We start from the raw sequence: 12,150 nt of genomic DNA, 5'->3' as shown, positions 1-12,150 counted from the left end.
ACAAAACATCCCTACACCGGTCGGGCTCGCGCTCGTGCGCGTTGCCGACTCAGAGCAGGGTGTCAAGCTTCGGACAATGGTTCGACGGGATTCCCGGGAAAGACCGTAAAATATGAAGGGATCCCGGGCGGGGGTCAAGGAGAAAAATCACCCCTCCCCGCCCGGGCAGCAGATTATTTGATTTCGACCTTGGCTCCTGCCGCTTCGACCTTTTTCTTGATCTCTTCGGCTTCTTCCTTGGTCACCCCTTCCTTGAGGGGCTTGGGAGCGCCTTCGACCAGAGCTTTGGCGTCGGCCAAGCCCAGACCGGGCACGGCGGCGCGAACTTCTTTGATCACGGCGATTTTGTTTCCGCCCGCATCGGCGAGGATGACGTCGAAGGAGGTTTTCTCCTCCGCAGGAGCTGCTCCTCCGCCTCCGGCGGCCGGCGCGGCGACAGCAGCCACCGGTGCGGCGGCGCTGACTCCCCATTTTTCCTCGAGGGCTTTGACGAGTTCGGACACTTCCAGAACGGTGAGCCCGCTCAGTTGGTCCACGATAGTTTCGATGTTTGCCATACTATAACAGCTGCCGCACGAGTTCGGCCCGCGCGGCCCGCTTCCTTGGTTGTGGTATTGTCGCCCGCCGGGGCTCCGGCGGATTTGAGCCGGACAGCCGTCCGACCGACAAGGAACCGTTCATGTTTCGTTCTTGCCGCGCCGCCAAACACCGGCCACGCGGCAAAATTTTCAGGCCGCCCCTCCCGCGGCATCCACTTTGGCCTTGAGCGCGCGCGCGAGGCTCGCTCCCGGCTCGTTGAGCGTGCGCACCAGCTTGCCGGCCGGCGAATTGAGCAGTCCGAGCAGCTGCGCCTGCAGAACGGGCAGAGGCGGAAGATCAGCCATGGCTTTAACCTGCTCGGCGGATAGGAGCGCGCTGTCCAGGATGCCGACCTTGACGCTCGGCTTCTTGAACTCGGCGGCGAAAGTCTTGATTACTTTGGCCGTCGCGCAGATGTCCTGCTCGCCGGTGACAATTGCCGTCTGACCGGAGAGAGCAGCCGACAGGTCAGGCAGGCCGAGTTCGGTCACCGCGATCTTCAGCATGGTGTTTTTCACCACGTGGCACTCGGCACCGACGGCAACGAGGCGCGTGCGCAACTCGGCAAACTCATCCACCTTGAGCCCGGTGTAGTCGGCGACCAGCAGGAACGGCGAAGCGTTCAGCTGGTCCTTGAGATCCTTGACAATATTGGCTTTTTCGGGGCGCATGGCGGTCAATTTTTGCTGAGGTTGGAAATATCCAGCGGGACACCGGGAGTCACGGTGGCCGCGAGGGTCACGCTTTCGATGAAAACGCCCTTGGCGGTCGGCGGGCGCGACTTGGCCACGGCGTCGAGGACCACATCGCCATTGGCAACAAGGGCGTCCTCACTGAAGGAAAATTTTCCGATCGGAACGGCGATGTTGCCGTTCTTGTCGAGTTTGAACTCCACGCGGCCGGCCTTCACTTCGCCCACGGCCTTGGCCGTGTCGTCGGTAACCGTGCCGGTCTTGGGATTCGGCATGAGACCGCGCGGCCCGAGCACTTTGCCAAGCTTGCGCACCTCCGCCATGGCGGCAGGCGTGGCAATGGCCACGTCGAAATCAGCGAAGCCCTCGTTGCACTTCTTGATCATATCCTCGAAGCCGACATGCTCGGCGCCCGCCGCTCTTGCTGCCTCGGCCGCCGCGCCGGTGGCGAAGACGAGAACGCGCACGTTCTTGCCGCTGCCGTGCGGGAGCGGAGTGGTGCCGCGAACCATCTGGTCGGACTGTTTGGGATCCACCCCCAAGTGCATCGAGAGGGTAACAGTCATGTCGTATTTGGCCGGAGGCATGCCCTTGAGCACCTTGACGGCCTCGGCCAGCGGATACTTCCGCGCGGGATCGACGGCTTTTTTTGCCGCCTCGTAACGTTTGCTTCTGTTTTTTGCCATGTTGTTTTGCAGTGCGTGCGAGCCGTCGGGCTCTCCTGCGGTTTGCACCGCGCTCGCGCGCGATGCGTTGTAGTTTTTCTATGCCTCGATCTCCACGCCCATCTGGCGTGCGGTGCCGGCAATGATCTTCATCGCGGCCTCGTCGTCGCGGGCATTGAGATCCTTCATCTTGGTCTTGGCGATCTCAAGCAGCTGTTTTTTGTTCAGCTTGCCGACCTTCGTCTTGTTGGGTTCCTTCGACCCGGCTGCAATGCCGGCGGCTTTCTTGATCAACACCGACGCCGGGGGCGATTTGGTGATGAACGTGAAAGACTTGTCTTTGTAAACCGTGATGACCACCGGGAGGATGTCCCCGGCCTGCTTTTGCGTGGCGGCGTTGAACTCCTTGCAAAACGCCATGATGTTCACGCCCTTCTGGCCCAAAGCCGGGCCGACCGGAGGCGCGGGATTTGCTTGGCCCGCGGCGATCTGCAGTTTGATGGTTCCGATAACTTCTTTTGCCATAAATATTCCCCTATTCCTCCCGATCGACTTGCCAATATTCCAAATCGACCGGCGTCTCGCGTCCGAAGATCGTGACCGACACGCGCAACTTGCCCTTGTCGGGATCGACTTCCTCCACCACACCCGTCTGGTTCTGGAACGGCCCGTCGGCAACTTTGACTTTTTCGCCGACTTGGAATGAAACCTTGGGTTTGACCGTATCCACGCGCTCCTGGATCTGCGCCAGCATGCTTTCCACCTCGCGTGGCCGCATCGGCATGGGGCGGTCCTTCGTTCCCGCGAATCCGATGACACCCGGCGTGTCCTTGATAAAATACCAGGTGCGATCCACCACGCCGCCCTCCTCGGCGAGAAGGTGCATGTTCACGATGATGTAGCCGGGAAAGAACTTCCGCGTGGTTTCGCTCTTCTTGCCCTGCTTGATCTCCTGCACGCGCTCGGTCGGGATGAGCACGTTGTAAACCAAGTCACCCATCTCTTCGGTTTTGAGCCGCTTGATGATGCTGTCGTAAACTTTCTTCTCCTGGCCGGAGAGGACTTGCACGACGAACCATTGGTCGCGCGGAGCAGGAATGCGAAGGGCGGTGGTGGACATGGGGCGTGATTATGCCGGGCGGGTCAGCCAACCGACAACGTTGACGAGCATGAGGTCGAAGAACGCGATGTATCCGCCCAAAATCAGCATTGCGACGATGACAACGACAGTGGAGTCGGACAATTCCTTGAACCGGCGGAATCCTTTTTCTTTCGGATCCCACGGCCAGGTGCATTTGCCCAGCTCGGTGCGGACTTCGGCGATGAAAGTTTTGGCTTTGCGGAACATTTGCTGGAGACGCGAGGGCCGGAGCGGTCGGGAGAGCAGGCCAGGAGGGACTCGAACCCCCAACCGACGGTTTTGGAGACCGCTACTCTACCAATTGAGCTACTGGCCTGTGCGTGTCCTCCGATATTAGTCCAGAATCTCCGAAACGCGACCGGCGCCGACGGTGCGGCCGCCCTCGCGGATGGCGAAACGAATGGTTTTTTCCATGGCGATCGGCGTAATCAACTCGACTTCCATCGAGATGTTGTCGCCCGGCATCACCATTTCCACGCCGTCAGGCAGCTTCACGGTTCCGGTCACGTCAGTCGTGCGGAAGTAAAATTGCGGACGGTAGTTGGAGAAGAACGGCGTGTGACGCCCCCCCTCGTCCTTGCTGAGGATGTAAACCTCGGCCTTGAATTTTTTGTGCGGAGTTATCGAACCGGGCTTGGCCAGCACTTGGCCGCGCTCGACGTCTTCTTTTTTCACACCGCGGAGCAGGGCGCCGATGTTGTCGCCCGCGAGCGCCTCGTCGAGAAGCTTGCGGAACATTTCGATGTCGGTGACCGTCGTTTTGGCCGTGGGCTTGATGCCGACGATCTCGATTTCCTCCATCTTCTTGAGCTTGCCGCGCTCGACACGGCCGGTGCAAACGGTGCCGCGACCTTCAATGTTGAACACGTCCTCGATCGGCATGAGGAACGGCTGATCTAGCGGACGCTGCGGTTCGGGAATGTAGCTGTCCACCGCATCGATGAGGGCCATGATGGCTTTCTCGCCTTCCGCGTCGCCATTGAGGGCCTTGAGGGCGGAACCCTTGACGATCGGGATCTTGTCGCCCGGGAACTCGTATTTGCTGAGAAGATCGCGGATTTCCATCTCGACGAGGTCGAGGAGTTCGGGATCATCGACCATGTCGCACTTGTTCATGAACACGACGATCGAAGGCACGCCGACCTGGCGGGCGAGCAGGATGTGCTCGCGGGTCTGCGGCATCGGGCCGTCAGCGGCGCTGACCACGAGGATGGCGCCGTCCATTTGGGCCGCGCCGGTGATCATGTTCTTGATGTAGTCGGCGTGGCCGGGGCAATCGACGTGCGCGTAGTGACGCTTGTCGCTCTCGTATTCCACGTGCGCGGTGTTGATCGTGATGCCGCGCTCTTTTTCTTCCGGAGCCGCATCGATGTCCGCGTAGCCGCGGGCTTGCGCTTTGCCGGCCTTGGCGAGCACGGTGGTGATCGCCGCGGTGAGCGTGGTTTTGCCGTGGTCCACGTGGCCGATCGTGCCGATGTTGACGTGGGGTTTGTCGCGTTTGAACGTATCCTTAGCCATAGTGCTTGGTTTGTTTTGGTTTGGTGTTGCGAATTTTGCGCCGCGCGCGGCTGGAGCCCATGACCGGGATTGAACCGGTGACCTCGTCCTTACCAAGGACGTGCTCTACCAACTGAGCTACATGGGCAAATTCCGCAAAATATTTAAGGTTGATGGTTTCGGTGTATTTTCGCGGCGTCAAAAAAGGCGAAGCAGCCCGCGACCGTCAACCCGCCCGATTTGCGAATTCACGGCTTGCGGACTGCGCGACTATTTCGCAGCGTCCGACCTTTATGCCTCTGAAGCTGTCCTGTGTCAAAGGAGTTTTTCACAGATCCGACACTTCCGGTCACCAAGAGTCTGTTGAGAAAGCGGAGGAAGATCAGCGGGACAAAAACTTGGCCGGAGCCTGCTCGTCGCTCTGACAGGCGGGAGGCAATACGAAAGATGCGAGCAGAAAAAGCGCGTGGAGGCGGAGTTTGATGGCTCGGCTATATCTCAACCACGATCTATCGCGGCAAGATCCGTCCCGGCACCTGAGGCGCGTGTCACCAATTCAGACCAACACTGTCTCCTGCACTCGGCTTATCGCTGTAGCGCGGCCGCTCGCCTCATCTACATCGACCTGCACCCCGCAAATCTGGACCGCGCCACCCGCCACGGGCAACGTGGTCGGCATTCCGGTAAGGAAACGGCGGAGGATGGATTCCTTGGTCCTTCCGAGAATGGAGTCTGCCGCTCCGCACATTCCGGCATCGCAGAGAAACGCAGTCCCGCCGGGAAAAATCTGCTCGTCCGCCGTCTGCACATGCGTGTGCGTGCCGACAACGGCGGAAACGTTGCCGTCCAAGTAACGGCCAAGCGCGATTTTCTCGCTCGTTGTCTCCGCATGAAAATCGACAAAGATGACCTTTGTTGACTGGCGCATTTTTTCCACCACGGCCATCGCAGAGTGGAACGGGTTGTCCAACGGCGGGTTGAGATATGTCAGTCCGCGCACATTGATCACGCCGACCGGACCTTTCGGCGTCTCAAGCACCACCGAGCCTGAACCCGGCGTTCCTTCCGGATAATTGCACGGCCGCAGCAGCCGCGGCTCGGTTTCAATGTAGGCGGGCAAATCTTTTTGATCCCACACATGATCGCCGGTGGTAATCACCGTTGCGCCGGCCTTGAGCAGCTCGATGCACTGCTTGCCGCTGATACCGCGTCCTCCGGCAGCGTTCTCGCCGTTCACGACCGTAAAATCGGCGCACAGCTCCTCCTGCAAGCCGCGCAGCCGCTTGGTCAGAGCCTTGCGACCGGGTTCACCGACCACGTCTCCCAAAAAAAGTATCCGGATCATTGATTTCGAGCCGAAAGGCATAGAGATTCCCCGCTTTCGCCGCCATGCAATTCGTCCGCACCGCTTTTGCTTTCCTCCTGCTCGCCGCCTGCGCCTGCGCGCAGAAACTCACGCCGCTCGCCCCTCAACCAGACTGGCTGGCTCTCGGAAAATTCCAGCACACAATCACAAAAGACGAATTCACCCGCCTGCTCACGCAGGTTTACGCGCCGCGCGGGGGATGGAGCGAGTATTTCAAAATCGACAACGCCGGAGTCTGTGTTTCGATAGCTGCCGGCAAGCCGCCATTCCGTCTCGAGTTTGCGCCCGGCGCAGATAGCGCCAAGCCCGTGCCCCGGTATTGGGAAAGGCGGCTGAGTCTCGACGGAATGGTCATCGCTTTGGATCCGGGTCACCTCGGCGGCCCGTGGGCACGCATGGAAGAGCGATGGTTCCAGATCGGCGCAAACAAACCGGTCACCGAGGGGGACATGACGCTGCAGGTGGCGCGCCTCCTCAAGCAGGAACTCGAGAGCCGCGGCGCCAAAGTGCACCTCACGCGTGAAGGATCGAAGCCGGCAACGAAACTTCGTCCGGAACAACTTCGCGGCGAGGCGTCCGCCTCCCTGCGGGACCAAGGTCGGAGCATCACACCGGCTTCGCTCAAATCGGAGGCCGAACGTCTTTTCTACCGCACCGGCGAAATCCGCGCCCGAGCGAAGAAGGTCAACGAGCACATCAAACCCGATCTGGTCCTGGCCCTGCACTTCAACGCCGAGGGCTGGGGTGATCCCGCAAACCCCACGCTCGTCGGCGAAAACCACCTGCACCTACTCGTGAGCGGATGCTACAGCCCGGACGAACTCGCCTACGAGGATCAGCGTTATGACCTCATGGTCAAACTGCTCAACCGTTCCTACGACGAAGAGGTCGCCCTGTCACGCAGCGTGGCACGCTCCATGGCACAAGCGACAGGACTACCGCCATACACTTACCTCTCGAACTCCGCCATCAACGTTGGCGGTTCGCCCTACATCTGGGCGCGCAACCTGCTCGCAAATCGCCTATTCGAGTGCCCGGTCATTTACCTTGAGCCGTATGTGATGAACAATCGCGAGGTCCACGACCGCATCCAGTTGGGCGATTACCGCGGGGCTCGCATCGTCGCGGGCACGCCTCGCGAAAGCATCTTCCGCGAATACGCACGATCTGTGGCCGAAGGGCTGGAGGCCCACTACGGAAACAATTGACCGGGAATGGCGCGGATCGACCCGACCAAAAATTCCATCCGTGCCATTTGTGCCGTCCGTGGTTTAAAAACTCCGGTCATGAAAATCCTCGCGGTGGCCAACCAGAAAGGCGGCGTCGGCAAGACCACCACGTCGGTCAACCTCGCGGCCGGACTTGCCAGACGCAACAAACGCGTCCTGCTCATCGACCTTGACCCGCAGGGCAACGCCACCAGCGCCGTGGGCGCAGAAGCACAGAATCCGCCCACGCTTTACGGTCCCCTCACCGGAGCCGCCGACATCCGCTCCTGCCTTACCCCCACGCGCATTGCCGGCCTTTCGCTGGTCGCGGCAAACATCGACCTTGCAGGACTCGAAATTGAAGTGGCGCGGATGGAGGACCATCTGCAGCAATTGCGGCGTGCGTTGCAACCGCTGCGCGACGAGGGCGCCTTCGACTTTGCCATCCTTGATTGCCCGCCTTCGCTGGGCATCCTGATGACCAATGCTCTCGTCGCCGCCGACCAGCTCCTTGTCCCCGTGCAATGCGAATACTACGCACTCGAGGGGCTCGGAAAACTGATGTTTGTCATGGGCCAAATTCGCGAGTCCGGCGCCAACCCCGGGCTGACGCTCTCCGGTCTGCTCATGACCATGTTCGACCGACGGACCAACTTGTCCGAGGCGGTGGTCAAGGATGTCCGCGACCATTTCCAAGAGGTGCTTTATGAAACTGTCATTCCCCGCTCTGTGCGCTTGAGCGAGGCGCCGAGTTTCGGACGGACCATTTTCGAGCACGACCCCCACGGCACCGGCGCCAAAGCCTACGGTGAACTCGCCGCGGAATTCATCAAACGCCACGAAGCAGATCTTTCATTCGTCAACGCACCCGCATCATGAACCAAAACGACATCCTCGATCTTTTCCGCAAAACCAAAGCCCTGCTTCACGGCCATTTCGTCCTCCGCTCCGGGCTGCACAGCCGTGAATTTTTCCAATGCGCCCTGCTTCTCCGGGATTCGCAAGTGGCGGACCAAGTCTGCGGCGAGCTGGCCGGCCGCCTGCGCGAGACCGACTTCGATACGGTGATTTCCCCCGCCCTCGGCGGCATCTTGGTCGGACAGGAAGTAGCCCGCCAACTCGGCAAGCCGCACATTTTTGCCGAGAAGGACGACAACGGCGCTCTCGTGCTGCGGCGCGGATTCGCCATCGCACCCGGCGAGCGCTTCCTTGTGATCGAGGACGTCGTCACACGAGGCGGACGCCTGATGGAAACGGTCGATATTGTGAAACAGCACGGCGGCACCGTCGTGGCGGCCGCCTGCCTGGTGAACCGCTCGGGCGGACAACTCCCCGCGATGAATTTCCCCTTCACCGGTCTTGTCGAAATGAATCCTGAAACATTTCCTCCCGATGCCCTGCCGCCGGACTTGGCCGGCACCCCAGCAATAAAGCCGGGCAGCAAGTGAATGGACGTCCTCGCGTTTTTTTCGCATTGGGAGACCTACCGGCTCTGCATCGAGCGGAACACCCTGCATCATCGCGAGGTCGGCGAAATTCTGCGCGGTGAACTGCTTGCCGTGACAAAACCGTTTACTTTTCTCGATCTCGCCTGCGGTGACGCCCAATTGACCTCGCGACTCCTCGCCGGCACGCGGGTCGAAGCCTACACAGGAGTGGACTTCTCGGCCCCTGCCCTCGCGCTTGCGCGCAACAATATGGCCGCGCTTGATTGCGTGTCCTCATTCCGTGAGACCGACTTCACGGGTTTTCTGCGGACCGGACATCATGGCCATGACATCATTTACCTCGGGCTGTCCCTGCATCACTTTGAGCACCACACGAAAGGCGATGTGATGAAACATCTCTACCGGGCCACGAATCCCGGCGGCAGTCTTTACCTTTTCGAACCGGTGCTACGCGGCGGAGAAACGCGGGAAGATTACCTCGCGCGTTGGCATCAAAGCATGGACACCGACTACGCCAATTTCTCCGAGGTGCAACGCGAACAGCTTTGGAGGCATGTGAGCACCTCCGATTTTCCGGAAAGGCCGGAGGAATACGGCGCCATGGCCCGGGCGGGCGGTTTTCGGGACGCGTCGGTGCTGTTCACCGCTCCGAAGGGTTTCTACAGCCTGTTCCGGTTCTCCGCCTGAAAGGTCCTATTGGCCGATCAGTTGCCGGAACTCCGGTGTGCCGCGGATCATCGCATACATCGGATCGTTGGCCAGGGCGGCACGTGCCTGAACGCCCCCTAACTGAACGGCCTTTCGCGCAGATTCGAGGAAAGGATTCATCTCGCGATTGGCGAACTCGAAGCGAGCCAAAGCCAACCAGACACCGGGATCGTTCGTTTGCACGGCGGTCAGCTTGCGTGCAGGACCAAGGCCCGCCTTCCATTGCCCGTTGTTGTTGCAGAAATCGACAGCGAACTTGAGAAAGTCCGGACTCTCGCCGAAGTCGCGCATGGATTGCGTGATCTGCTGATCCACGAGGTTGGTTTGGCCGGTCTCCATGTAAAGACGCAGCAAGTTGAAGACTGCTTCCGGATTGTTCGGGTTTGCGGCCAAGTCTGCCCGCAGCACCTCGATTTCACGGTCCGCTTCGCGCAGGCGCACCACCCGTTGGCGGGCTTTGCGCACCGCACGGTTGCGCGGATCGCCCTCGATGGCTTTGTCCCAAATCGCAGCCATTTCATCCCATCGCTTTTGCGCACGGAGGATATCGCTGAGCGCCACGAGGGACTCCATGTTGTTCGGGTGGAGCTGCAAGGCTTGGCGGTAGGCGCGCTCCGCCTCGGGCCACATTCCGCGCGCGCGGTAAATGTTTCCGGTGGAATTGCGCAATTTGGAAAAAGAGCGCTTGGCGTCGAAATCCTCGTGGTAGTTCTTGTCGCCGAGCAACCGGTCCACATAGGCGTTCCAATAGCGGAAATCCTCCTCCACAACTTCGGGCGGCAGTGTTTGCAGAGGCTCCTTGTTCAGTCGGTAACTCAGCCCGTTGGGAATTGCGTAAGCGTAAGTCCACTCCATCGGGAAGCTTTCCTCGATGAAAAAGTCGCGCTTGTCCTTGTTCTTTTCGAAAATCCACTGCGCGATGGCGGCGTGGTATAGAATTCCGACGTTGGGATCCTGCGGATTCGCACCGGGCGGAAGACTGGTGGTCACCTTGGTGACTATCTCCATCAGCTCACGCTCACTCGGCATGATTGTGTCATCCGGCGGATACTGCTTGTCGCGACCCAGCCATTTTTCGAACCAGCCCTTGGCTTTGGGACGCCCCGGCGCGTAATGGTCGTGGATATATCTCTGGTAAAACGCGTCGGCCAGCGCGTTCTGGGTGACGATCACGAGATCGCGGCGGTCGAAGCCGGGATCGCGCCGATATTTCGGATCGACGAAACTTTCGCCGAGAATCATGTAGGTCGGCACAAAGCGGCCGGGATCGGTTCCGCCGAAAACAAACGCGTTCTTAGGCAGGTCTTTCAACATGTCGTGACCGTAGTCCCAGCCGAACCAGTGATCGCGTTGGCTGCAGAGCGGAGCGTTGCGGATACCAGTCCACAAGGGCAACAGAGGCAGAAGAAATGCCGCGTAGCGAATTGCGGGCCTCGCCGACACAGCCCGCGCCAACACGTAACCCGTTCCGACGGCGCAGATCAGGGCGAAAAGAAGATAGGCATAGCCGTGATACGGAAACTGCAGCGACCATGAATCGATGGTTGTTTCCGTGCGCTCCATCACGGGCTGCAAGAATGCAGCGAGCAAAAAGCCGATGAGCAGCACGTAAAGAAAAGTTCTTTGACGCAGGGGCAGACGGAAAACGGCCAGCACCGAAGCAAAAAAAGCCACGATGCACCACGGCGTGAAGTTCTCGATGAGCTTGCCGGTGTAAAAAGCAACGAACTCGCGCCCGATCTCCAAAGTCGAGACGCGCTCCGGATCCTGCGGCTCCGGCGGCTTCTCCGGAGCGGTGCCCATGCCCTTTCCAAGCGTGCGCACGATCAGGTCGGAGAGACTGCCGGCGTATTGCGTGCGGTTGATCGAGTAAAAGAACCCTTCCGGCGTGCTGGTGTAACCCCAGTTCATCGGAGGATTCGTCGAAGACGCCAACGGCATGTAGGCGTAGGGCAAAAGACCGGCAATAACCGCCACCGGGACGAGCAAAACGATCTTGAGGTCAGCGCGACGCCACTTGAGCACGAGCAGGATGATGAGGCCGAGCATCGCGAAGTAGAAAAAGCGCACCGCGGTGGACCAAGTTGTCGCGTCGTTCGAAAGCCAGGCGAACCCGAGGTAAACCAGCGCGGCACTCACCAGCGAGGCGACAAGCACATCCCAAAAGACGCTGCGGCGGACGAGCAAGGGAACCAGGAGCGGCAGAGGAGCCAGCGCCAGCGTCAAGTGGTGGTTGCTCATGCACAAAGCAAAAGTGAAAAACGTCGCAAGAATCGGAAGGTCGAGCAGCGGCCGCCGGACCCAACAGTAAAGCGAGATGAGGAACAACCCCACGAGAAGCCCGTGCAGCGTGTAAACCTCTGCAATCACCGCCTGCGTCCAAAACGAGAAGCTGAAAGCGAACAGCAGCCCGCAACTTCCAGCGATGAGCGCGATCATCATTTGGGGCAAAGTGGATGTGCGCCCGTCTCCACCCCACCACGGCATCATCCACCGCAACATGCTCGAGGCGAGGAGCGTGGTCGCCCCGACCGCAAGCGCGCCGCAGAGCCCGCTGAACAGATTGACCTCCCACGCCGCATTGCCGATTGGCAGGAGTTGAAAAAGCCACGCGAGCAGCGTCCACAACGGATAGCCCGTCGGATGCGGAACACCGAAGTGCTGGGCCGCCGCGATAAACTCTCCGGAATCCAGCAAACCGACATTCGGCTGCGCCGTGTAGAAATAGACCGCACCGCTGACCAACGTCGCTGACAAGGCGGTCCACCAGTCGATGCGTTGGAAAAGATTCTCGCGCAAGTCCGCGTCCTCGGGTTCGTTGGTTCGGGCCATATAGGTCAAAAGCT

At 60.0% G+C, this 12,150-nt stretch carries 13 protein-coding genes and 2 tRNA genes; 4 read left to right on the top strand and 11 right to left on the bottom strand.

The annotated features are described in order from the left end of the window. Positions 1-173 precede the first annotated feature (173 nt). From FGM15_05020 to FGM15_04975, 10 genes are all read right to left on the bottom strand, one after another. A complete protein-coding gene (locus FGM15_05020; protein MBU3665225.1) occupies positions 174-557 on the bottom strand; it encodes a 50S ribosomal protein L7/L12 in 384 nt (127 codons plus the stop codon). 171 nt (positions 558-728) lie between these two features. Beyond that, positions 729-1,250 carry a 50S ribosomal protein L10 gene (locus FGM15_05015; protein MBU3665224.1) on the bottom strand — a complete coding sequence of 174 codons (522 nt, stop codon included), beginning with the start codon at positions 1,248-1,250 and terminating at the stop codon, positions 729-731. Between the two features lie 5 nt (positions 1,251-1,255). Further along, a complete protein-coding gene (locus FGM15_05010; protein MBU3665223.1) occupies positions 1,256-1,957 on the bottom strand; it encodes a 50S ribosomal protein L1 in 702 nt (233 codons plus the stop codon). Between the two features lie 78 nt (positions 1,958-2,035). Beyond that, the gene (gene rplK / locus FGM15_05005) at positions 2,036-2,461 is read right to left on the bottom strand and encodes a 50S ribosomal protein L11 (GenBank protein ID MBU3665222.1); all 426 of its coding nucleotides are present in this window, start codon (positions 2,459-2,461) and stop codon (positions 2,036-2,038) included. 10 nt (positions 2,462-2,471) lie between these two features. After that, positions 2,472-3,056 carry a transcription termination/antitermination factor NusG gene (nusG, locus tag FGM15_05000; protein ID MBU3665221.1) on the bottom strand — a complete coding sequence of 195 codons (585 nt, stop codon included), beginning with the start codon at positions 3,054-3,056 and terminating at the stop codon, positions 2,472-2,474. Between the two features lie 9 nt (positions 3,057-3,065). Beyond that, on the bottom strand, positions 3,066-3,284 hold the full coding sequence (locus tag FGM15_04995; GenBank protein MBU3665220.1) for a preprotein translocase subunit SecE: 219 nt from the start codon (positions 3,282-3,284) through the stop codon (positions 3,066-3,068). 36 nt (positions 3,285-3,320) lie between these two features. Beyond that, positions 3,321-3,393: transfer RNA gene (locus FGM15_04990), tRNA-Trp, on the bottom strand. A gap of 17 nt (positions 3,394-3,410) precedes the next feature. Further along, the gene (tuf, locus tag FGM15_04985; GenBank protein MBU3665219.1) at positions 3,411-4,595 is read right to left on the bottom strand and encodes an elongation factor Tu; all 1,185 of its coding nucleotides are present in this window, start codon (positions 4,593-4,595) and stop codon (positions 3,411-3,413) included. 51 nt (positions 4,596-4,646) lie between these two features. Next, positions 4,647-4,722, bottom strand: a tRNA-Thr gene (locus FGM15_04980). 408 nt (positions 4,723-5,130) lie between these two features. Then, a complete protein-coding gene (locus FGM15_04975; GenBank protein MBU3665218.1) occupies positions 5,131-5,919 on the bottom strand; it encodes a TIGR00282 family metallophosphoesterase in 789 nt (262 codons plus the stop codon). Between the two features lie 44 nt (positions 5,920-5,963). Between FGM15_04975 and FGM15_04970 the strand changes: the two genes are divergently transcribed. From FGM15_04970 to FGM15_04955, 4 genes are all read left to right on the top strand, one after another. Beyond that, positions 5,964-7,148, top strand: coding sequence for a hypothetical protein (locus FGM15_04970; protein MBU3665217.1), 1,185 nt, complete (start codon positions 5,964-5,966; stop codon positions 7,146-7,148). 78 nt (positions 7,149-7,226) lie between these two features. After that, positions 7,227-8,027, top strand: a complete 801-nt coding sequence (locus FGM15_04965) for a ParA family protein (protein MBU3665216.1) — start codon at positions 7,227-7,229, stop codon at positions 8,025-8,027. Next, complete coding sequence (locus FGM15_04960; GenBank protein MBU3665215.1) at positions 8,024-8,596, top strand: orotate phosphoribosyltransferase; 573 nt, start codon at positions 8,024-8,026, stop codon at positions 8,594-8,596. Before FGM15_04965 ends, FGM15_04960 begins: the two co-directional genes overlap by 4 nt. Continuing rightward, positions 8,597-9,283, top strand: coding sequence for a class I SAM-dependent methyltransferase (locus FGM15_04955; protein MBU3665214.1), 687 nt, complete (start codon positions 8,597-8,599; stop codon positions 9,281-9,283). A 6-nt stretch (positions 9,284-9,289) separates the two neighbouring features. On the opposite strand, the gene FGM15_04950 is transcribed toward FGM15_04955, so the two are convergent. Then, positions 9,290-12,136, bottom strand: coding sequence for a DUF2723 domain-containing protein (locus FGM15_04950; GenBank protein MBU3665213.1), 2,847 nt, complete (start codon positions 12,134-12,136; stop codon positions 9,290-9,292). Positions 12,137-12,150 lie beyond the last annotated feature (14 nt).

Source organism: Chthoniobacterales bacterium, from assembly GCA_018883245.1.
Classification (GTDB): domain Bacteria; phylum Verrucomicrobiota; class Verrucomicrobiia; order Chthoniobacterales; family JACTMZ01; genus JACTMZ01.
The sequence above is the reverse complement of the archived record's forward strand: the minus strand, read 5'-3'. Positions and strand labels throughout refer to the sequence as shown.